This is a genomic window from Pedobacter sp. UYP24 (genome assembly GCF_054057295.1).
In genome coordinates, this window is sequence record NZ_JBSRZD010000017.1 from 1 (window position 1) to 22,780 (window position 22,780).

The window sequence follows — 22,780 nt, forward strand, 5'->3', positions numbered from 1 at the left end:
ATATATAAAATTCTACTGAATATTACCAATTTATCTACTATTTCTTTATCGATATTTACCGTTTTGTTCCGATTTTATTAATCGAACTCAGGTTAGTAACTTGAGTTAATTAAAAGAATGACGGAATTCCATTGGCGAGAAGCTTGTTTTGGTTTTGAATAATTTACTGAAGGATTGCAGGTGTTCAAAACCTAAACCGTAAGCAATCTCGCTTACCGAAAGATGGGTGGTTGAAAGTTGCTCTTTGGCGAGTTCTATCAGCTTGTTATGCAAATGCTGCTGGGTACTCTGGCCTGTCAATGATTTAAGCAGGCCACTCAGGTAACCCGGCGATATATTTAAGCTTTCGGCAATGAAGGTTACGCTGGGCAGTCCTTTTTGCGCAAGCGCGCCGCTGCTAAAATAGCCATTGAGTAAGTCTTCCAGTTTGCTCAGGATTTCATGGCAAGCGATCTTCCTGGTAATGAACTGGCGTTGGTAGAACCTTTCCGAATAGGTTAGTAGGAGTTCCAGCTGTGCAATGATCACGCTAGCACTGAAGCGGTCAATATTAGCGTGGTATTCCTGCTCAATGTTTTGGGTGATGGTAGTGAGCATCGTTTCTTCCTTGTCGGATAGATACAGCGCCTCGTTAACCGAGTAATTGAAGAATTCGTATTGTTTGATGGTTTTGGCCAGCGGGGTATTCCATAGAAAATCTGGGTGAATTAGGATCATCCAGCCCTCAGGACGGTGTATCAAGCTACCCTTTTCAATGTCAATTCCGAATACCTGACCTGGAGACATAAAGAACAATACCCCTTCGTCGAAATCACTGGACTGCTGGCCGTATTTGAATTTAACGTTTTTCATCCTTTTCAACGAGATCGAATAAAAATCATAAACTATACTAAACGGACCATCAACCAAGGGTCTGTTCAAGTCTTCCATGTGCACCAAGCTAATGAGCGGGTGAGCAGGTTTGGGCAGACCCGCTGCCCGGTGGTATTCGGTGATCGTATGAAAATGGAAAAGTAGGGTATTATTCATAGCTAGGTTAAAGTTCGTTATTTTTTATGATAAGCTAATGCAAACTCTTTGGCTTTGTTAACGGTTGACTGATGTTCCCTAAGGAACCGGTTACGATAATTTTCATCGCTGGTTACTGGTATAAATGCCATTGTCAATATCGGAAAGTAAGGTGGGCTGCGTTGGGTGCCAGTTTAAATGTCTCTGTGTCCATTCGCTGGATGTCGGGCAATCAATAGCCGCCATGTGCGAAAACCAGCCAAAATGTTCAGATGCAGCTTCCGGTGCTATCGAAACTACAGGTAAATCCAGTTGCTTACCGATGGCTTCGGCTATCGTTTTAACTTTTATAGCTTCTTCCGCACAGGCATGATATCGAGGTGCAGATTCCGCGTTCTCTAAAGCCAGCCTGTACAAATGAGCTGCATCCAACCGGTGTACAGCGTTCCAACGATTCTGACCGTCACCAATATAAGCCGAAACACCTTTTTCACGGGCGATATTAACTAGTATGGGTATAAATCCATGTTTATCACCATCGCCATGTACCGATGGTGATAATCGGAGAGCTGACGCACCAACAGCGTCACCTGCTTGTTCGGAAGAGCGCGGCCAGGCAGGGTTAATCGGAGGAGTTATATCCTCTGTTGCCAGCTTCCCCGGACTAACCAATGCTGTGCCGGAAGTTACAATGAACGGACGATCAGAACCAAGCAAAACTCCACCAATTGTTTCAATGGCAATTTTATCTACCTGGCAAACTTCCGCGAAGCGGGTAAAGTCATGGATAAACCCGGCATGGATCACTCCATCAGACTGAGCAGCACCGCTGCGGAGACTATCGAGATCTTCCAGATCGCCTCTGTGAACTTCCGCACCGGCATCAATCAACTTTTGGGCCGATTCATCCGATCGGGCCAGCCCTAATACCTGGTGGCCGGCACTTATTAATTCCTGCACAATGGCAGTTCCTATGAAGCCTGTGGCTCCTGTGACAAATACGCGCATAATTATTTTCTCTTGTTGATACAAAGATGCGCTGCTTTGGTCCCTTGGATTTATCCAAATCTGCGTTTGGTTTAGCCAAAACGTATTTAACCTGGTTGGATTTAATAGTTGTATCAGTTTCTTAACCGATTCATCAGAGGGCAAGGCAAAAACTACTTACAGGCCTCCTGATGGAAACCGGTTCAGGGTATTTCTCGATATACCCACACCTCAGAACAAATTGTATGGGGGCTGTTATTTCCAAAGCCTTATTTATCTTTTGAGAAAATGGCACTTCTTCCAAAACTTGCGTCATGGGATGAATGGCGATGCCTTTTTCCCTGATCTTTAACAACAGGCGTTGTAAACGCTTTCCGGTTTCTAGCAATGAAGTCACAGTATCATCTTTGCTAGTTATTAGCAACCAACCTGCTGAACTGTTCACCTGCGTTTTTACCTCCTCTAATCCCTGCTCGCGAAAACTTTTACTCATCACAGATGATTTATTATAAAAATTCCTGACTACCCAAGCTGTAAATCCTGTCATTTCCATACTAGCGGGAGTTAAGCCATCACCATATTTCGCTGCATCCTTTCCCGAAAATCGTATCCAATCGCCCAATTCTTTTTCCGCGGTATCCCTGTACATCTGATGCCGATTGGCGGCTATTGTTTGTTCATTGAGCCAGCTGAATTCTTTTGTTTTCCTTGGAAAGTAATGGAAATAAGCTTCTTCTTCGGTGGTCAAGCTGCGCAGGTCGTCCGCTTTAAGGGTATTGTTGAGAAAATTAGAACGAACTGTTCTCCGCTGTTTTATTTTTGAAATATCAAATTGTGGGATATCCTTTAACTTCCAAAGTAACACCTCCATGATCTGTTCGTCCTGGTTTGTTTTTGCAAGTGTTCTCCATTCGCAACAATAACCATAATAACTGGCCGCATATTCCATGTTTTGGATAAAGGCACCTATAGACAAAATGGTTTCCCGTTGGGTAGGATCTACGGCGGGCAGCCATTTAGACCGATCATTGCAAATGATCCAATGAAAGGGGCCGATGTGATTTACAAACCACGGTTGTGTATTATGACCACTAGGCGCAAGTGAAGCTAAATAGAGTATCTCCTCCTCCGCATCAAGCAATTTATTAAAGGGAGCTAGTTTTATATCAGAACGCACAAAATTACTTTTGTCGCTTACGAGGTAACCTAATCCCCCAACAGCTAAAATGGTGCCGCCGGAAATCCCTAAAAATTTTCTCCTTTTCATAGGTCTATTATTACTTATTCTTTACTAATTGAAACACGAGCAGGACGACAATACCTGCAAAAAAGTTGAGTTGGTTGCTTCCATAAGCTACTGTCGCTAAATCTTTTTTGGTTGGTCGTATTCAATTTTTTTAATGTTGAATTTAGCATAGGTAAAATCTTCTGCTTTTAATCGCCATAACACTTCAGCAGTTATTGGAATGAGCATACCACCACGTTGTTGATAATTACTGCACCTAATAACCCATTTTTCTAAACCAGCATCTGCCATATATCTTTCCGTAGCCAATTGTACGATCTCATCTTTATTATTGAAGGTTATCGTATAAGAAATGGAAAGGTCTTTTTGTTTGTAGCTCAGCATAGCAGAATTAGAGTCGATGGGGCTCCACTTTAAATTTTCAGAAGGCAACAAATTTGTAGGGAACCAAACGCTTTCTCCAAGCCAACGAAGTAATTCGCCCTGATTAAATTTTTCCCCCTTATAATCGGCAACTTTAAAAAGTGAGAACAGTGAAACAACCAATCTTCCCCGACCTGCTATATATAGGTCGCGTGCTGTAAACAGGTTGGTTTTACCTTTCCAAATAAAGCCGGGTTGCTCCGTTGTAAAATATTCTTCGCCAACTATATTAGCCCAATCCTTTTTTAATCCTGATTTAAACTGGCCATCGTGCGTTAACCTCACATAGCTGACATAAGACTGCCCGTTTGTTAAAACATGTTTAAAATAACGCTGAACAGGAACAGGCAGCCCGGAAAGCTCTTCATAGCTAAATAATTTTTCTGAAATGCTTTTGGAGTGGGTAAACAAATCAGACACTTCTTTACTGAATTGTCTTGAAAGCATTATGCGCGCTATAACAAATGCGGTTATAATTACCGCAGTCAAACTAATAGCTATTTTAAAGACGAAATAATTCTTCATTTCCGTAGTCGATAAGATTACTTGCTGCTTTCATGTTGTCAATTATTAGTATCTCTTTTATCCGTTTAAAAAACGATCATAGATTCAATGAATCAAAGGTGGGCAGTAGAATGTGGTTTCTACTTGATGGCCATCCGATAATAGTGTGATGTATGTCACTAAAAGCCCAACATGTTTCTAAAAAACTGGAATTTGCATATTGAGCAGTATCAACCGCATTTCAATAACGGGCAAGGATATATAAGTTCCTACAGGAAAGATTAGTTCATAATTTCGTAAATTATTAGCATTAATTTTGTAAACGGATAATAAACCCCACAAAAAGACCAATTTATGCCTGTGGTGGACTGATGATTTGACCGTACTTAGTGTCAAATAATTAACCCTATTACCTACGGAATACCGATGGCTACCCATAAATTACCAAGATTGCATACGCCACTACAGGTAAGCGAAGCGCAATCGACTGATTTTCGCCGTAATGGCCATATCTTCATCCCTGGCATATTACAGCCGCATGAACTCTCGGTTTACCGCAAGGTGATCTGTGAGGCTGCCGAACGCTATAATACTGAAAAACGCGAACTGAATGACCGTGACACTTATGGCAAAGCTTTTCTACAGATCATGAACCTTTGGGAGATGGATGCAGCAGTAAAGCAATTTACGCTAGCAAAACGCATGGCTAAGATCGCGGCAGACTTAATGGGAGTAGAAAATGTAAGAATTTACCATGATCAGGCTTTGTTTAAAGAGCCGGGCGGTGGCCCTACCCCATGGCACCAGGATCAGTACTACTGGCCATTAGATACGATGGATACGATCACGATGTGGATGCCACTGGTCGATATAGATATCAATATGGGAATGCTCACTTTTGCCACGGGCTCTCACACAAAAGGTGTAGTATTTGATTATGAGATCTCAGATGAGTCGGAGGCCGGGTATGAAAAATACATAAAAGATAATGGCTTTGTGTTATCCCGTCAGGATTCTGTTAAGGCTGGTGATGCAACTTTTCACTATGGAAATACCATACACAGCGCCCCGGGCAACTGTTCAGCACAAATGCGGGAAGTGATGACGGTCATCTACATGGCTGATGGGGGGCGGGTAATCGAGCCTAAGAATATCTGGCAGCAAAAGGATCGGGAACGCTGGCTAATGAATACGCCAGTTGGCGAACTCGCAGCTTCGGCAATCAATCCGAAGGTTTTATAAAACTGATTTAACAAGATATCATGAAGAAATATTTTTTTGCAGCTTTGCTTTGCTTTTGTGGTATGGGCCAGCATCTTTTTGCCCAGAAACAATTAGCTCCGGCTTATCCATTAATTGTACACGACCCATATTTTAGCATTTGGTCCAACTCAGATCTGCTTACTGATAAGCCAACTACCCACTGGACTGGCTTTAACCAGCCGTTGATGGGCACGGTAAAGATAGATGGCACCACTTATCGCGTACTAGGAGAACGACCAATTGTCTATAAAACACTTTTGCCCACCACAGATGAAAAGGGATATGAGATGAGGTATACAGAAGCAAAACCTGCTTCGGGCTGGAATGGGGAGAATTTTGAGGACGCCAATTGGAAAGTAGGCAAAGCACCATTTACAGACAATAACGAAACTGCTGGAACACTGTGGAGGAGTAAGGAAATCTGGACCAGGAGGACTTTTGAACTGAAGGATGCTGTTGATATGAATGCCCTTTTCTTGAAGATTAATCATGACGACTACATTGAGGTGTACCTAAATGGCGAACTGATTTACAACTGCGAATGTTGGTTAAACCGCATGTCGTATTTTTCGATAGCAAAACTAAAAGGTGGGTTAAAAAATGGCAGGAATGTTCTGGCCATTCACTGTCAAAATGTTGGTGGCGGGAGCTGGCTGGATGCAGGACTTTCCCAGGAACAGAATCCGGTAAAGGATAAAAAAATACGGACTGCTCTACAAAAGAAAAGCGAGATCAATGCCACGCAGACTGTCTATGATTTTGTATGCGGAGGAGTGAATGTTAAACTGACCTTTACTTCGCCCCTGCTAATGGATGATTTGAACTTGCTATCCAGACCAATTTCCTATATCTCTTACCGGCTGCGCTCAAATGATGGGAAGCAGCATGATGCTGAGGTTTATTTTGGAGCCTCGTCTTCTATTGCCGTCAATCAGGCTAACCAGGCAGTAAGTGCAAACCAGTATAGATCAGGAAAGCAATCAATTTTGAAGGCCGGCACCATCGAACAACCATTACTGCAAAAACGAGGGGATGACTTGAGAATAGATTGGGGCTATGTTTATGTCGCCACAGACCTAAAGCCCGGGGTAAGCCAAAGTATTACACCCTTAACTGCAGGAGTTATAGACAGGGAGCTGATGCTCAATACAAACGTAGTTTTAGGTAAGGTTGGACGCGAAGTTAAAGAACAGGTATTTATGCTGGGTTACGACGATCAATATGCAATCCAATATTTCGGAACTAATCTTAAACCGTTCTGGAAGGAAGCGAATCAAGAAACTATTGAGCATCAGTTTGCACTTGCTGGTACACAATATACTTCGATATTACAGCGTTGCAGGGCTTTTAATCAAAAATTGCATAGCGATGCTGTTTTGACTGGCGGCGAGGAGTATGCAAAGCTTTGCGAAATGGCCTACCGGCAGAGTATTGCTGGACACAAACTGGTAAAGAGCCCGCAAGGTGACCTCCTTTTTCTTTCTAAAGAAAATTTCAGTAATGGTTCCATCAATACGGTGGATGTAACTTATCCTTCAGCTCCCCTATATTTAGTTTACAACCCGAATCTGGTAAAGGGAATGCTTAATGGAATTTTTTACTATAGCGAGAGTGGGAAATGGCAAAAACCCTTTCCAGCACACGATCTGGGGACTTTCCCTTTAGCCAATGGGCAGACTTACGGAGATGATATGCCCGTGGAAGAAGCGGGAAATATGATTATATTAACTAAGGCCATAGCCAGATCTGAAGGCAATGCAGCTTATGCACGCAAACACTGGAAGAGTTTGTCTACCTGGGCCGCTTATCTGGAAAAGGAAGGTTTTGATCCAGCCGACCAATTGTGTACGGAAGATTTTTCCGGACGACTGGCGCGCAATTCAAACTTATCACTAAAAGCAATTGTGGCATTAGGCTGTTATGCTTCCCTTGCAGATCAGTTGGGGGAAAATGCAACAGCAGAGCGCTACTGGAAAAGTGCAAGAGAAATGGTTCCCAAATGGTTGAAATTAGCGGATGACGGAGACCACTACAGCTTGGCTTTCGAACAGAAAAATACCTGGAGCCAAAAGTATAATTTGGTATGGGACAAATTATTTAAACTGAATCTGTTTTCAAAAGAAGTCTTCGCAAAGGAAATTAAATATTACCTAACCAAGCAAAACGAATTTGGGCTGCCGTTGGACAATAGAAAAACATATACCATTAACTATTCCGTATTATGGACCGCCGTATTAGCAGCAGACAAACCAGAATTTGAAAAATTTGTACGTCCGATTTATAGATATGCAACGGAAACGCCTTTAAGAGTCCCGCTGAGTGACTGGAGCGAAACAACCTCGGCCAAATCGGTCGGTTTTCAGGCAAGAAGTGTAGTTGGTGGCTATTTTATGAAAATGCTAGAATTGAAACTAAAAGTAGGCAGATAAGTCCTTGACGGAATTTTTTACGGTAATTGAGGGGACTTACCATCATCTTCCTTTTAAAAAGTTTGTAGAAATGTGACAAGTCTCCGAACCCATTACTGAAACAGATATCGGATATGGATTTGTCGGAATGCACAAGTTGCTGAATTGCGTAATTTATACGGTAATCGGTCACTGTTTCTATAAACGTTTTGCCTGTTGTTTTTTTATAATATTTGCAAAAAGCATTACTAGTCATATTAACCGTAGCCGCAGCTTTATCCAGCTGAATCTCCCCTTGGTAGTTGTCAATAATGTAACCTAGAATTGTGCTGATCCGCTCCGCTTTGTCGCCAGTTTGCTGTGCCGATTCCCCTCGCTGGTCCAGCAAATGGTATTCTTTGGACTGTGACAATACATAAAGCATATCCAGCATACCCATTAATCTTTTGAAAGGAATTTCTTCATCCTTAAGGCGAACCATAAGTGCGCTAATTTTCGCAGCGCCATCGCCGGTAAATTGGATGCCATGTGCACTTCTTTGCAACAGCATTAATATTTCGCTTAATTCCGGCAGGCCTAAAAAGTCTGCGCCCAAAAAGTCTGCGCTAAACTGGATTACAACAGAAGCAATCGTAGTGTCCGGATCTTCACTCGGATTATTCTTCCAGCAATGGGGCAAGTTTGAACCGATCAATACCAAATCCCCGTCACCATAAATCCCCATATGGTCGCCTACATACCGGCTGCCACTACCCCTTACAATCAGCGTTAACTCGTACTCAGGATGAAAATGATAAGGCGTTGCAAATTCGCTAAACTCCCTTAATAGAAACGAGTGACTTGGGAAAGGATTTAATGCCTCGAAAGACGCTTTTATCATGGAAGGTTAATTCATATTTTCATAAAAATAGGGTTTGAAATTTTAAAATGGATAAAAAAACCCATATAAATGCATGTATCGGCAAACGTAGAGGCAATTTATAGCATCGAACTAACCTATTCCATCATTGTGATTTTTAATCTCTTTTGTCGTCAATCATAGGAATATTTTAAAAACATCTTAAAGTAAAATCAGCTTTCCTGGAAAATCACTTTAATTTTCTGATTTATAATTAATTTGAATATTTTAGCATTCAAAAAACGCTATGCAATCTATATTAACCTTACTTTTCATTTGTATTTCCTTTTCTCTTAAGGCTCAACTATTTGGCCTCATCCCAATAAATTCTTTTAAGGAAGGTTATTATTATAATTTAAAAGGTGAAAAGATTTTGGGCAAAATTGCAAAAGATGCTAGTGCCAAAAATATATTTCGAAAAGGCAATTATTTTCTATTTAAACCTGCGGACGGCGGTGACAGAGAACGGATCTATCCTCAACTGATTTCTTGCTTTGTTGTTGGAAAGGACAGTCTTACAGTTTCCCATGGGGAAAAGGCAAATTTTTATAATGTAATTCTAGATACTGAGGTCAAACTCTATAACCAGATGAGCTTTGCTACATCGGGTGGAGGAATGGCAATGTCTGCTAATGGTGGGTTTTATGGTGGGGGCGCCGCAACCAGGAAAGTGTATACTTATTATTTCGGACCTGACGCAGATCACCTGCAGGAATTGACAAAGAAAAATTTCCTCGCCTCAATGGTTGAAATCTTGAAGGAAAGACCTGATCTAGCTGATAAAGTAGCGAAAAAAAAGTATAAGTTTCGACACATTGAAGATATTGTTGATGCTTATAAAGGTAACTTAAACTAAATCTTCCTTCGACTTCAGAAAGCTAAAACGATAAAGGATCCCCGTTTTCTAAGCGGTCGAGTGTGCTGTTCATTTCTGATACACCTGTTGTCAAAATTAAAAAACTGATTTTCCAAGAGCCGATCGTATTGACCGATTTTGATATCAATCAGGTTAACAGAATGGTGTTCCATAAAAACGATCATTATCAATGATGCGATGACCAAGAAATTAAAAGGCCGGATGCTAAGACCCCTGCCTTTTGCTGAGCATTGTTACGTGTTTATGCCACTGCCCGAAAAAAACTGGGAAAGAAAAGAATCAGACCTGCACAAGACAAACTGATCAAAGGCAAATAAGTGAACAGTTTTAGTGAAATTCCCCCATTAACCATCGAAGAACGAATTTTAATTAGTTTGCAAACAACCTAACCTGCAAAGAAATTAGGATCTTTTTATCCTAATTATTTGATGATCAGATTTAAAGCCGCGGAGAATTCTCTTTCAAATTTTTCATAAGTATCAATCCCCGGTGGAAATTGTTTGTAACGTACTATGCCGTCTTTGTCAATCATATAAAACTGAGAACGATATTCACAACTATAATTATCTGAGACGATAAAATAAGTCCCATTGCTGTTTTTAGAGTTATATATCATGTCATCCAGCAGAATATTAAATTTGAAGTCGTATTGATTTCTGAATTCCTGTATTTTCTGCTTTCTTAAAATAAGCCGCTTGTTTTCATCAGCATCGAAAATCGATGTTTTGTCTACGCCATAGAAAACAACATCATGCCGGCCTGCATAGCGTACAGCCATTTCATTAAAGTAGGCATTGAACTTTTCCTTTTCTGCATTACTGTCATTGGGACTAAAAAAATACAACACCGCTGCCACCCCTTTCCCCACTTTATAAGTCACGGGCTGGTCGTTCATGTCTTTCAGTGTAAAATCTCTCGCCCTTACGTTAAGCATACTAAAGTCTCTTAGCGCATACTTTTTATTAACTTCCTTTATTAATGCGTTGTAATATTCCCTAACATTACTATTTTCTCCATTAACTTTTTCAAACGCTTGAAACAATAATTTTTTCAGCACAACTGTTTCTTTATCTCTTTTAATATAGCCTGAACATACCTCTAAAGCCAATTGAGATTTACCTTCCTCCAGTAAATACTGAACATAATGTTCCTTGATTTGCTCATCCCAATCATTAATCTTTTCTGCAATGGCTAAATTTTGCAAAGCCGAAGAAGTGTTTCCTTGTTTATGTTGAATTTCTGCAAGCAAGCCCAAATAATTTCCCCTGTAGGCTTCCACGTCCTCAAGCCATTTTTGCTTATCAAAAATGTAATATGGCATTGAATTTTTTGAGGATACCAATAGCGCTATAGCTGACGTTGTGTAAAATTCTGCCCTTGGAAGATTTTGATTGTTTTTTAACAATGTCTTTGCAGCTTTTAAAAACGCATCCTTCCTGATTTCATCGGACTTTATCTTGCTTAGGTATTTTTCAGCGTTAGGAAAATCTGCATGCTCAAAGTTAACTTTAAACGCCTCGAGATATATCCGGTCAAATTTACCTTGATGCTGGAGATCCGCAAATTTGTGTTCTAATTTTATAAGTGACTCCTCAAATCCACCATCTTTCATTGTCTCAATAAACGCTGCCGAAGTATCTGCAAATGCAACTTCAGCTTGTGGATATTTTGCCAGAAGATCCCCCTTCAAAAGGTCTTTTGTATTTAATTCCCTAAATCGTGTTCCGAGATAATACATTTCTGTAAGAAATTTCTGACTTGTACCCCTTACCAAAGAATCTACCCAGGTTTTCTGGAATTGCAGATTAATTACAGGATCTGGAAACCAGGCTCCAGTTTCATAGTACTTCAATAGAAAAGTTGGCCTTAATTCTGGATTCATTTCAAATTCTTTTAGGAACTCCATCCTGGCTTTTTTAACATCTTCAACTTCCCTATAGTTTATGGAGATATTAGAAATGAATTTTGCAGCAGTGGCTAGTGCTCCTTTTAACAGTATACCTTTATTATACAAAGGAAATGTGAATACCTCATTACTGTCCCTGCTGTTTCTGGGTACGATGCCAATTGCCAATACCGAATCGGGAATAACAAAGGACCCGACCGTGCGCTGTCCATCAAATTTTGCTTTTAAAGTTAGCCATCCTGAATTGGCGCCCGAATAATATAAGGTTATTCGCGGGTCAACTTTTTTAGAAAATACGCCAGTATACACAAAGTTAATTTGCTTTCCTGTTTCAGGCTTATCAGTACTCAGCTTAAAGGCTGAATAGGTCTGTGCCACTCCCCTGCTCCCTACTCCAAATATGATGAAACAAATAATTAAAATTTTAGAATACATGATACTTAGTTTAGGCAGCTTGCAATATGGATTTAAATACATAGTCACAACACAATTTACAAAACTTTCTCGTTATCTGATATATCATGATTGATATCCTTAGAATCCCTTAACTGCCCCAAAAGAGCTTTCGAAAAAAAATCTCACGACAATCTTTCACATTCAACTGGATAAACTCCAGCAAAGCTAATTTTTATAAAAACTTCCGCCCTGACCGTAAAAATCTAAAAAGGTCACTGGCTATTGCCAACAACCTCATTTAAAAATTAATAATTGATGATCAATTAAATTATCAGAATTTATCTTATTTAAGGCCGAAAACGAGCCCGACATTATAGCTTGATCTGGTATTTTGAATTTTATCTCCAGAATTGTTTTTTACAATATCAGAAAAACTCGCTTGTCCATCTGCTTCAAGAAGAATTTTTACATGGCTGGAAACAGGTATTTTAACACCGATCCCGAAATCAAAGCCCAAGTCAGGACTCTTGAAAACATCTTTTAAATCAGTTGCAAATGCCGTCTCTGTAGCATTCATTAAAACTCCTGCGTAAGGACCAAAATTTAGATACCAATTGCGCTTTTTCCCAAAATGCCAGTTTGCCATTACCGGTATAGTTAAATAATCTAGACGGTAATTTGTTGCATAACTCTGTCCAGTGTTCAGATTCGTGATATAACCATTATCCCAACCTTTTTGGTCGTAACCTGCTTTTACTTTCACACTCCATCTATCCGAGAAAAAATAATCCCCGAAAGCCGTCACATTGAAACCGCTTCTTGCATTGCTGTTTGTGAGGGCTCCACTTGTAGCAGTTGCATAATTGTAGCCAACATGTGCACCGAGTTCCAGACTACCTTTTTCTTGTGACAATGAGGAAAGGCTTATACCTGTAAAGAATAAAATTGTAAGTAATTTTTTCATTTTGATTGTTAATTTAGTCCGCGAAGATATTAACTCGTGACAACAAACAAAAAGAAAATTGATGAAAAATTACTAAGGTTAACGGTACTACAGAAATCAAAACTGGATTACAAAGATTTTTTTTAAAAGTTTACTCAACCTTCTACCAGTCCATTTAGGCATATTTTTATTTGTAAGTGGTTCTTGTAAGATGCTCCTTGCTGGTAAAGCAAGGAGACTAATCGAGGCCACATAGTCCGATTGCCGTCATTAAAAGTTATTGCCAAAAACCGTCAATCTCATAATCTTCGTCAGGCACCGTCTCACCTGTAATGTAGGTAAAACAGTAGTATCCTGCTTCGGCGCCACCAACCGCCCAGATCGGGTTGCCACATCCCCATTTTCTGCCAGATAACACCATACCAAGCACATCCCTCAACCGTTCCTCTAGATCATTCCGGCGTTCAGAGGTATTACTCTCGATATACAGTTCTAAATATTTCCGAACAGAAATCGGCTCAAACATACTACAGCCCCTTATAAAAACGTAAGCCCGATTCGTTTATTCAAACCTGTTTCAAAAATCCGGATGAGCGTAGAAAGCTGTAAATTGCCTTTACCATTCTCAATTTTTGAGATATAGCTCTTTTTGGTACCAGTCTTATCGGCCAGTTCCTGCTGGGTAATTTTCGCTTCCCTACGTGCTTCCTTCAGCATTTCACTGATGATAAAACGATGTGCATTCTCTTCAAACGCATTTCTTTTATCCGTACCAATCTGTCCATGTTCTGCTTCGATCAGCTGATCGAACGTTTTAATAACTTGTGCCTTCATATCAAATATCTTTAGTATCAACGCCTCGAAGGGTAGAAATACGTATTACCATTACTATCACTGCATAAATGGTTGCAAATTCCGGGTTAGAGCCGATTCTCTAGATGAAGTGGTAATAAAAGAGTTAATACAGTTAATCCCTGGAGAATTTTATTTATCTATTTTTCATCTGGTCTCACAACATATTTATAATAAACATTTCGGCGAAGCTTCAAATACACAATCGCAAATCTTTAAAAGTATAGAAGAACATTTGAAAGGCTAAATAACACTAAGGAACTTCTACTGACGGGTAAAATAGACAATGACGACTACTTAGTATCAACATATTAAATAAAATAGTACTTAAAAATCCCTAAAAACACTAAAATTTTATAGTTCACAAATTAGCCAATCCAAAGAAATTGTAATAATCTGAATATCAGATATATGAATAAAAAAGGGAACCTCATTGCTGAAATTCCCTTTTTCATTGGTGCACTTGTAGGGATTCGAACCCCAAACCTTCTCATCCGTAGTGAGATGCTCTATCCAATTGAGCTACAAATGCAATTTTAAGATGTTTTACGCATCTCCCGTTTCGTTAACGGACTGCAAAAGTAACGCTTGAGATTCAATTTAGCAATTTTTTTGAAAAAATTACTAGGCGCATCACTTCAACAAACTGATAATTAACCCTCTATTGCTTTTTTAATTGCTTCAAAATCGGGCATATTACCTGCATCTTCCAGAACTTCGGTATGAATAATCGTGCCTTGCTCATCAATTACAAACGCTGCGCGCTTGGAAACCCCTTTTAAATTGAATACAAAATCTTCGTAAAATGCACCGTAAGCCTTAGAAACTTCCTTATTGAAATCTGAAAGCAATGGAAACTGGTAAGATTGATCTTCTTTGAATTTAGCCAATGTAAATGGCGAATCCACCGAAATACCTACTACCTCTGCATTCATGCCTGTATAATATCCAAAGCTATCACGCATGGTACAAAGCTGTGCCGTACACACGCCTGTAAAAGCCATTGGAAAAAACTGAATTACCAATTTCTTTCCTCTGTAATCTGATAATGAAACTTCTTTTAGTTCAGAACTGAACAACTTAAAATCTGGAGCTGCATCTCCTATCTGTAATGCCATATGCTATTTTTTTGACCAAATATAAAGTTAAAAGCCAGCCAAAAGCAATGGAACCCAAATATTGACAATCAATTGCAATTCTCATGCTATGTCTAACAAAGAAAGCTGACTAATTAATTCTGCCCATATACAAACTAGTAGCTACCCGGGTTCTGTCGTCAGATACAAAAGACAGGTAAGTTTCCATCACTTTCCCACTAAGGTAATCCGGCAATGCAATTATTTTCTGGCCCTCACTTCTCATCGAACTATAACAAAACGAGATAGACTCTTTATTTTCGGGAAAGAAGACCAATATCATCGCCTGATCCTGTGGAGATATTCCAACTTCATTTTGATCAGTCGACCAGCTAAAAATCAGGTTATCTCCATCCAGATCAACAGCTGTAGTCGAAGGCAGCGGCAAATTACCTATACTAATCAACAACTTTTGGTAGTCAATTTCTATGTTTGGAAACTCTCCTTTTAATGCACCAGGCTTATTCAATGCAGTTGCTATATTATGATAATTTTTAGCAGTACCGGCAGCAGCAGCGCTGAATCCTACTTTCAATAATGGTTTCAGTTCTTCAAAAAGTTCGTTAATCACACTCATTTGCATGCAGTTTGCCTGTTGCTTCAAACTGAGCGATTTTACGTTTCTCTTCCCTTTGTTCGGATGAATCCGGATAACATTCCGACCATTGAGCATGTAGGAAACATTTGCTCCTACTTTACCAATTACTGGCCCGTTAGGCCCATTTAATAGTATTCCCATAAATTATATACTTAGTTAAGCAGTGAATATACGTATTCAATTCTATATCTGTTTTATTTTATTAAATATATTATTAATACTTTTATAGGTATCTCATTAGTATTAATCGGTCAATAACCCTATATAGACCCTAAGTAAGCCCTAGATATGCCCTAGAGATACCCTATAATAACAAAATGGAGACTGAACATAAATTGATTTATTCCTGTAGCATACTACCCATATATTTGTCGTGTTTAACCTCAATAATTTGGAGCAGCAATTGTATTTTTGTTTAAACTCATTTAGAAAAAATGGAAACATTAACAAACCAAATTTATCCTTGCTTTACGCTTAAAGGCAAAGTAGCAGAAGCAGCTGATTTTTACATCAATGCATTTGGCGATGGCAGTATCATCCAAAGTTCTTTTTATGTGATACAAATCCAATTAAGCGGACAAAAGTTGATGCTCCTTAATGATGGCCCTTCATCTGTACCCAACCCCTCCATTTCTTTTATGGTAATTGGAGAAACAGCAGAAGAAACTGAAGGATATTATAACAAACTCGTTATTGATGGCCAAGTGCTTATGCCGTTAGGAAGCTACGACTGGAGCCCGAAATATGCATGGGTACAGGATAAATTTGGTATCAACTGGCAATTGTATACTGGCAGCAAGGCTGACACTCCTCAAAAGTTTAGTCCCACGTTAATGTTTACGGGCGAAAATGTAGGTAAAGCAAGTGAAGCAATGCATTTTTACACCGGGCTTTTCTCTGATTCAAGCATTCAGGGCATCATGGAGTACGCAGAAGGTGATGAAGATAAGCCTGGCTTAGTTAAGCATGGTCAGTTTAAGATCAAAAATTTTATCGCAATGGCGATGGACAGCTCTGCCAACCATGGCTTTCAATTTGTTGATGCCTTATCGCTGGTAGTAGCGTGTGAAGATCAGGCTGAAATTGATAAATACTGGGATACGCTATCGACCAATGGCGGCAAGGAAGTGCAATGTGGCTGGTTAGTTGATAAATATGGGGTGAGCTGGCAAATTATTCCTAAAAACCTGGGTGCGCTAGTCAGCAATCCTGAAAAGGGTCAACGCGCCATGCAAGCACTCATGAAAATGAAGAAATTGATTATTGCTGATCTGGAGCAAGCATAGCCTGCCTCTATCTTTGAATGTTTAACTGTTTGTCTATAAGCCTCAAACCCTCCTCAAATGTATGGGGCTTATAGCCTAACTCATTAATGGCTTTATCTAAGATGAAGCCCGTTTTAACAGGTCGCTTTGCGGTTTGATTTAAACTGCTAGAACTTACTTCTGTAATGATGCTTTTATCCAGTTTCCAGAAATCAGCTACGCGCCCCACTAACTCTGCTACACTCATCATGTCTTTACCGGAAATGTTAAATACGCCATAGGCATCCTTCTCTACCGCAAGCAGACAACCGTTGGCCAGATCTTCTGCCAGCGTAGGCATACGCCATTGATCGTTCACTACGTTTATAGGCGCTCCGCTCTCTAATGCACCTTTTGCCCAAAGCACAATGTTACTACGACTCATATCGCTTACTATACCGTAAACTAAAATGGTACGGATAATTGCCCAGCGGCAGGGTGTATTTTTGATAACCTCTTCCCCGGCCAGCTTGGTTTTACCATAATGACTTAGCGGACAGCCCGGCGCCAGCTCATCATAAGGCCCATCGGCGCCATCAAAAATAAAATCTGTTGATAAGTGCACCAGCTGGATATGGTGCTCTTCAGCGATACCTGCTAGTGTTTTTACTGCATCAACATTTAGCTGATGCGCAAGTTCGGGTTGGGCTTCGCTGGTATCCACATTAGTCATTGCTGCGGTATGGATAATGGCATCGGGTTTATAATGCTCAATCACTTCACGTACCTGCGCTGGGTTTAAGATATCCATTTCGGCGTAGGTGTAACCTTCCGTAAAAGGATAGCGGTTTAAACCCTTTGAAGTAGCCACTAAACCGAACTGTTTGGTTTGCAATATTCGCGCTGTAATTTTCTGACCAAGGAGTCCGTTACTGCCTGTTACTAAGATGGTTTTCATGGATTTAAGCGTAGTTAATTGTGATGTGTTAAGATAGGATAAATTGGTTTAAAACATCTGTGGAAAATCTTTTTATTTATATATGCAATTCTTGTATAAAAATTTTAACTTTGCAAACCGAATTGCGGGCTTACAAAACGGCCTTTAACAATTTGATATTTATAAATTTACCCAAAACAATTTATGCCTAACATTGGAAAAATAGCGCAGATTATAGGACCGGTAGTTGACGTGAGTTTTGCTGACGATGCTCATTTACCTCAGATTTTCTCTGCATTAGAGATTACAAAAGAAAACGGACAGAAAGTCGTTTTAGAAGTTCAACAACATCTTGGACAAGACCGCGTTCGTGCAATTGCAATGGACTCTACCGATGGTTTAGTTCGTGGAATGCAAGCAATAGATAGCGGTGCTCCTATTAAAATGCCTATTGGTGATCAAATTAAAGGTCGTCTTTTCAATGTTGTAGGTGAAGCTATTGATGGTATCAACGCAGTTGACAAAACAGGTGGCCGTCCAATCCACAATGCTCCTCCTAGATTTGATGAGCTATCTACTGAAACTGAAGTGCTTTTTACTGGCATTAAAGTAATCGATTTACTAGAGCCGTATGCAAAAGGTGGTAAGATCGGTTTGTTTGGTGGTGCGGGTGTTGGTAAAACTGTATTGATCATGGAGTTGGTAAACAACATCGCGAAAGCTTATGCAGGTTTATCTGTATTTGCCGGTGTTGGTGAACGTACTCGTGAAGGAAACGACCTTTTACGTGAATTTATTGAGTCTGGCGTTATTAACTACGGTGAAGAATTCCTTCACTCTATGGAAAAAGGCGGCTGGGACTTAAAAACAGTTGATATTGAAAAATTAAAAGAATCTAAAGCAACGTTGGTATTCGGTCAAATGAACGAACCTCCTGGTGCACGTGCACGTGTGGCATTATCAGGATTAACGGTTGCTGAATATTTCCGTGATGGTGATGGCGAAGGCGCTGGAAAGGACATCCTTTTCTTCGTTGACAACATTTTCCGTTTTACTCAGGCTGGTTCTGAGGTATCTGCACTTTTAGGCCGTATGCCTTCAGCTGTAGGTTACCAACCAACGCTAGCTACTGAGATGGGTTTGATGCAAGAGCGTATTACTTCAACAAAACGTGGTTCAATTACATCTGTACAGGCCGTTTACGTTCCTGCGGATGATTTAACTGACCCTGCTCCGGCTACTACATTTGCCCACTTGGATGCAACTACTGTATTGTCACGTAAAATTGCTGAGTTAGGTATCTATCCAGCGGTAGATCCTTTGGATTCTACTTCACGGATCCTTTCTCCAACTATTTTAGGTGATGAGCATTACAATACAGCTCAAAGAGTTAAAGAAACTTTACAACGTTATAAAGAATTGCAGGATATCATTGCCATCTTAGGTATGGACGAGCTATCTGAAGAAGATAAACTGATTGTTTCACGCGCCCGTCGCGTTCAGCGTTTCTTATCTCAGCCTTTCCACGTTGCTGAACAGTTCACTGGCTTAAAAGGTGTATTGGTTGACATTAAAGATACCATCAAAGGATTTAACATGATCATGGATGGTGAAGTTGATGAATATCCTGAAGCTGCATTCAACTTAGTTGGAAACATTGATGAGGCTATTGAAAAAGGTAAAAAACTATTAGCTGAAGCAAACGCATAAAGTACATTTAATAATGACACTAGAAATATTAACACCAGACAAGAAAGTTTTTGAAGGCGAAGTAACTTCGGTTACTGTACCGGGAACTATGGGTTCTTTCCAGATTTTGAAAGACCATGCTCCTATTATTTCGACTTTAGAAGATGGACCGGTAATTATTAAAACTAATGCTACTGAAGATACCTTTTTTATTAAAGGTGGCGTGGTAGAGGTTTTAAAAAACAAAATTATTGTGTTGGCCGAAGGGGTTGTTTAGTATTTAGAAATCATCATATTAAAAAGCCCTTTGAACTTTCAAAGGGCTTTTTTTATAACCTATTTTCAATCCTTTTTTTACAACATTGACTGCCACTTTGAGCGTTTTACGCAGAAAATACAATTATTTATAATGTCAGCATAACATCTATACCGAATACCGATTTCATATTTGGTATAGTAGCCTCCACTTTAAGATAGGTTATTGTAGATTTATCAGATACATTATATCGTTTTTTAATCAAATAGCAGTATAATATTTTTTTTCATTTATTTTGCATCTCCTATTGATAGTTTAAATAGCAAGCACTAAATTGGTTTTTATAAAATAACACGAGTATTAACAACATGAATATTATAGCAAGCATATTACTAATTGTCATTATTAACGTAATTCTTCTCTTAAACCAGAAGCATCAGGCGCAGCTATAACATATAAAACAAAATATACGAAGCGCCACCCAAAATGGCGCTTTTTTAATGAACAAACCAAATTAAAATTAAATACCTGCTAAATGCAATACTATAATTCAGAAACCACCTTATTCATAAACGGACAGTTCGAAAGGGCAGTTGATACAACTACTGATCTATACGGACAGTCGCTCCACTATGGATATGCGGTTTTTGAAGGCATCAGGGCTTATAATACCCACAACGGTACCCGAATATTTAAAGCAAGGGAACATTTTGAGCGGTTAAAACGCTCTGCAGAATTACTGCACATCCCCTTTAAATGGAATGTAAATGATCTGATCAAGCAAACCTATAAACTTTTAGAGTTGAACAACCTGAAAGATGCTTACATCAGACCGCTTATATACTGCCCGCCAAGCATGACTTTAGTCGCCGCACAGGATTCTTCTATTATGATATGTGCCTGGGAATGGGGCGCCTATTCGGGCAGCGAGCTACTTAGATTGGGCATATCTAGCTATGAAAGGCCAAACCCTAAATCTACTCCTATGGAGGCTAAGGCAAGTGGTAATTATGTAAACTCCATCCTTGCCGCTACAGAAGCTAAAAGTAAAGGATTTGATGAAGCTTTGTTGCTTGACATGAATGGAAACATTGCGGAAGCACCAGGCGCAAATATCTTTATAGAAAAGAACGGCCGCCTGTTTACACCTCCTCTTGGCAATATCTTACCCGGCCTTACCAGGGCGACTGTAATTGATCTTTGCCGGGTGCTGGATATAGAACTTACAGAGAAGCACTTAACGGTTAAAGACCTAAAGCATGCAGATAGCGCATTTTTATGCGGTACCGCTACTGAAATTGCAGGTCTGGCATCGGTAGATGATTATGTATTCCCGTTAACGTGGACTGAAAGTGCAGGTGCAACCATACAGCGAACTTATAAGAGCCTGGTATTGGATAAACAAAACTATGAAACAATAATCTAACGGTTAACTAGTAAGTATTTGATTTTGAACATAAGTGAATAATAATAAATAGTTAAATAATGTCAGAAACACCAGAATTAAACAGATACAGTAAAGTTTTCACACAGGATCCTACACAGCCGGCAGCGCAGGCCATGTTATACGGAATTGGTTTAACCAAAGCGGATATGGATAAAGCCCAGGTAGGTATTGCCAGCATGGGTTACGATGGGAATACCTGCAACATGCACTTAAACAGTTTAGCACAGATTGTGAAAGAGAGTGTCTGGAAAAACGATATGGTGGGATTAACCTTCGGCACCATTGGTGTAAGCGATGGAATGTCTAACGGCACTGATGGTATGCGCTACTCCCTGGTTTCCAGAGATGTGATTGCAGATTCCATTGAAACCATTTGTGGCGGACAATATTACGATGCTTTAATCACCGTTCCTGGTTGCGATAAAAACATGCCTGGTTCTGTAATGGCAATGGGCCGTTTAAACCGCCCATCTATTATGGTATACGGCGGCAGCATCCACTCTGGGAATTACAAAGGCCAGGCTTTAAACATTGTTTCCGCATTTGAAGCATTGGGACAAAAGCTTGCCGGCAATCTTGACGAAGAAGATTTTCAGGGTGTAATTAGAAACGCTTGTCCGGGTGCGGGTGCCTGCGGTGGCATGTACACTGCAAATACGATGGCTTCGGCAATTGAGGCTTTGGGTATGAGCTTGCCTTATAGCTCTTCATATCCGGCGCTTAGCGAAGAGAAAAAGAATGAATGCATAGAAGCTGGTAAATACATTAAAATCCTGCTGGAGAAAAACATATTGCCATCGGATATTATGACCGAGAAGGCATTTCACAATGCGATAGTTACCGTTATGGTTTTGGGCGGTTCTACCAATGCAGTAATTCATTTAATCGCAGTAGCTAAATCTGTTGGCTTGTCGCTTACTTTAGCAGATTTTCAAAAGATTAGCGACAGTACGCCGGTATTGGGCGATCTAAAACCTAGCGGTGCTTATTTAATGGAAGATTTGCATGCTATAGGCGGTGTACCTGCTGTTTTAAAATATTTATTAAAAGTAGGCCTGATCCATGGTGATTGCATGACTGTAACAGGCAAAACGATTGCAGAGAACATTGCTGATGCGGTTGATCTTGATTTTGAAACACAGAAAATCATATTCCCGGTTACTGAACCAATAAAGCAAACTGGTCACCTTCAAATGCTGTACGGTAACCTGGCTACATTAGGCTCGGTTGCAAAGATCAGCGGTAAAGAAGGAGAGAAATTTGTTGGTCCGGCACGTGTATTCGATGGCGAGAAAAACCTGATTGCAGGTATACAAAGTGGAAAAGTAAAGAGCGGAGATGTTGTAGTGATCAGGCAGGTGGGCCCTAAAGGTGCCCCCGGTATGCCTGAGATGCTTAAACCAACTTCTGTAATTATTGGAGCTGGCTTAGGTAAATCTGTTGCATTGATTACTGATGGTCGTTTCTCTGGCGGTACCCACGGATTTGTAGTGGGCCATATCACTCCTGAAGCATGGGATGGCGGTAATATCGCACTGGTACATGATGATGACATCATCACGATTGATGCCAAAACGAACTCGATCAATGTGAATTTAACTGATGAACAGCTTACCGTACGCAGATCCCTTTGGAAACAGTTGCCACCACCCGTCACAAAAGGTGTTTTATACAAATACCTTAAACAAGTGAGTAACGCAAGTGAAGGCTGCGTAACAGATGCCTTCACGGGATAATTATTAAGAACTTATACTAAAAATAA

General features: G+C 40.0%; 20 protein-coding genes and 1 tRNA gene. 8 read left to right on the forward strand and 13 right to left on the reverse strand.

What is annotated here, in order from left to right; genetic code table 11:
• Positions 1-105: 105 nt before the first annotated feature.
• The 4 genes from ACVWYN_RS17805 to ACVWYN_RS17820 form a co-directional block, all read right to left on the reverse strand.
• Positions 106-1,029, reverse strand: coding sequence for a helix-turn-helix domain-containing protein (locus tag ACVWYN_RS17805; protein WP_457290242.1), 924 nt, complete (start codon positions 1,027-1,029; stop codon positions 106-108).
• Positions 1,030-1,131: 102 nt separating this feature from the next.
• A complete protein-coding gene (locus ACVWYN_RS17810; protein ID WP_457290243.1) occupies positions 1,132-2,160 on the reverse strand; it encodes an SDR family oxidoreductase in 1,029 nt (342 codons plus the stop codon).
• The gene (locus ACVWYN_RS17815) at positions 2,150-3,262 is read right to left on the reverse strand and encodes an Acg family FMN-binding oxidoreductase (RefSeq protein ID WP_457290244.1); all 1,113 of its coding nucleotides are present in this window, start codon (positions 3,260-3,262) and stop codon (positions 2,150-2,152) included. The genes ACVWYN_RS17810 and ACVWYN_RS17815 overlap by 11 nt, the downstream gene beginning before the upstream one ends.
• 96 nt (positions 3,263-3,358) lie before the next feature.
• Positions 3,359-4,189, reverse strand: coding sequence for a DUF6544 family protein (locus ACVWYN_RS17820; RefSeq protein WP_457290245.1), 831 nt, complete (start codon positions 4,187-4,189; stop codon positions 3,359-3,361).
• A gap of 405 nt (positions 4,190-4,594) precedes the next feature.
• Between ACVWYN_RS17820 and ACVWYN_RS17825 the strand changes: the two genes are divergently transcribed.
• Complete coding sequence (locus ACVWYN_RS17825) at positions 4,595-5,410, forward strand: phytanoyl-CoA dioxygenase family protein (protein ID WP_457290246.1); 816 nt, start codon at positions 4,595-4,597, stop codon at positions 5,408-5,410.
• A 20-nt stretch (positions 5,411-5,430) separates the two neighbouring features.
• Positions 5,431-7,860 (forward strand): glutaminase domain-containing protein, encoded by a 2,430-nt coding sequence (locus ACVWYN_RS17830; protein ID WP_457290247.1) that lies wholly within the window; start codon positions 5,431-5,433, stop codon positions 7,858-7,860.
• Here the strand turns inward: ACVWYN_RS17830 and ACVWYN_RS17835 are convergent.
• Positions 7,820-8,719 (reverse strand): AraC family transcriptional regulator, encoded by a 900-nt coding sequence (locus ACVWYN_RS17835; protein WP_457290248.1) that lies wholly within the window; start codon positions 8,717-8,719, stop codon positions 7,820-7,822. The genes ACVWYN_RS17830 and ACVWYN_RS17835 overlap by 41 nt on opposite strands.
• A gap of 265 nt (positions 8,720-8,984) precedes the next feature.
• On the opposite strand from ACVWYN_RS17835, the gene ACVWYN_RS17840 reads away from it, so the two are divergent.
• Positions 8,985-9,593 carry a hypothetical protein gene (locus ACVWYN_RS17840; protein WP_457290249.1) on the forward strand — a complete coding sequence of 203 codons (609 nt, stop codon included), beginning with the start codon at positions 8,985-8,987 and terminating at the stop codon, positions 9,591-9,593.
• Between the two features lie 442 nt (positions 9,594-10,035).
• Here ACVWYN_RS17840 and ACVWYN_RS17845 read toward each other — a convergent pair whose 3' ends face one another.
• The 7 genes from ACVWYN_RS17845 to ACVWYN_RS17875 form a co-directional block, all read right to left on the reverse strand.
• Entirely contained in the window at positions 10,036-11,955 is a 1,920-nt protein-coding gene (locus ACVWYN_RS17845; protein ID WP_457290250.1) for a peroxiredoxin family protein, read from the reverse strand.
• Between the two features lie 304 nt (positions 11,956-12,259).
• The gene (locus ACVWYN_RS17850) at positions 12,260-12,880 is read right to left on the reverse strand and encodes a porin family protein (protein WP_457290251.1); all 621 of its coding nucleotides are present in this window, start codon (positions 12,878-12,880) and stop codon (positions 12,260-12,262) included.
• Between the two features lie 256 nt (positions 12,881-13,136).
• Positions 13,137-13,280 (reverse strand): hypothetical protein, encoded by a 144-nt coding sequence (locus tag ACVWYN_RS17855; protein WP_457290252.1) that lies wholly within the window; start codon positions 13,278-13,280, stop codon positions 13,137-13,139.
• A 116-nt stretch (positions 13,281-13,396) separates the two neighbouring features.
• On the reverse strand, positions 13,397-13,693 hold the full coding sequence (locus ACVWYN_RS17860; protein WP_457290253.1) for a helix-turn-helix domain-containing protein: 297 nt from the start codon (positions 13,691-13,693) through the stop codon (positions 13,397-13,399).
• 473 nt (positions 13,694-14,166) lie between these two features.
• A tRNA-Arg gene (locus ACVWYN_RS17865) sits at positions 14,167-14,243 on the reverse strand.
• A 121-nt stretch (positions 14,244-14,364) separates the two neighbouring features.
• On the reverse strand, positions 14,365-14,829 hold the full coding sequence (locus ACVWYN_RS17870) for a redoxin domain-containing protein (RefSeq protein ID WP_457290254.1): 465 nt from the start codon (positions 14,827-14,829) through the stop codon (positions 14,365-14,367).
• A gap of 109 nt (positions 14,830-14,938) precedes the next feature.
• Positions 14,939-15,586, reverse strand: coding sequence for a DUF6266 family protein (locus ACVWYN_RS17875; RefSeq protein WP_457290255.1), 648 nt, complete (start codon positions 15,584-15,586; stop codon positions 14,939-14,941).
• A 293-nt stretch (positions 15,587-15,879) separates the two neighbouring features.
• Here ACVWYN_RS17875 and ACVWYN_RS17880 point away from each other — a divergent pair, with 293 nt between their 5' ends.
• Positions 15,880-16,731 (forward strand): VOC family protein, encoded by an 852-nt coding sequence (locus ACVWYN_RS17880; RefSeq protein WP_457290256.1) that lies wholly within the window; start codon positions 15,880-15,882, stop codon positions 16,729-16,731.
• A 7-nt stretch (positions 16,732-16,738) separates the two neighbouring features.
• Here ACVWYN_RS17880 and ACVWYN_RS17885 read toward each other — a convergent pair whose 3' ends face one another.
• Positions 16,739-17,647 (reverse strand): SDR family oxidoreductase, encoded by a 909-nt coding sequence (locus tag ACVWYN_RS17885; protein ID WP_457290257.1) that lies wholly within the window; start codon positions 17,645-17,647, stop codon positions 16,739-16,741.
• A 183-nt stretch (positions 17,648-17,830) separates the two neighbouring features.
• Between ACVWYN_RS17885 and atpD the strand changes: the two genes are divergently transcribed.
• The 4 genes from atpD to ilvD all read left to right on the forward strand — a co-directional run bounded on the left by atpD (position 17,831) and on the right by ilvD (position 22,754).
• Positions 17,831-19,336, forward strand: a complete 1,506-nt coding sequence (gene atpD / locus ACVWYN_RS17890; RefSeq protein ID WP_457290258.1) for a F0F1 ATP synthase subunit beta — start codon at positions 17,831-17,833, stop codon at positions 19,334-19,336.
• Positions 19,337-19,349: 13 nt separating this feature from the next.
• Entirely contained in the window at positions 19,350-19,592 is a 243-nt protein-coding gene (gene atpC / locus ACVWYN_RS17895; protein ID WP_457290259.1) for an ATP synthase F1 subunit epsilon, read from the forward strand.
• A gap of 514 nt (positions 19,593-20,106) precedes the next feature.
• Entirely contained in the window at positions 20,107-20,997 is an 891-nt protein-coding gene (ilvE, locus tag ACVWYN_RS17900) for a branched-chain-amino-acid transaminase (protein ID WP_457290260.1), read from the forward strand.
• 59 nt (positions 20,998-21,056) lie between these two features.
• A complete protein-coding gene (gene ilvD, locus ACVWYN_RS17905) occupies positions 21,057-22,754 on the forward strand; it encodes a dihydroxy-acid dehydratase (protein WP_457290261.1) in 1,698 nt (565 codons plus the stop codon).
• The last annotated feature ends 26 nt before the right edge of the window (positions 22,755-22,780 follow it).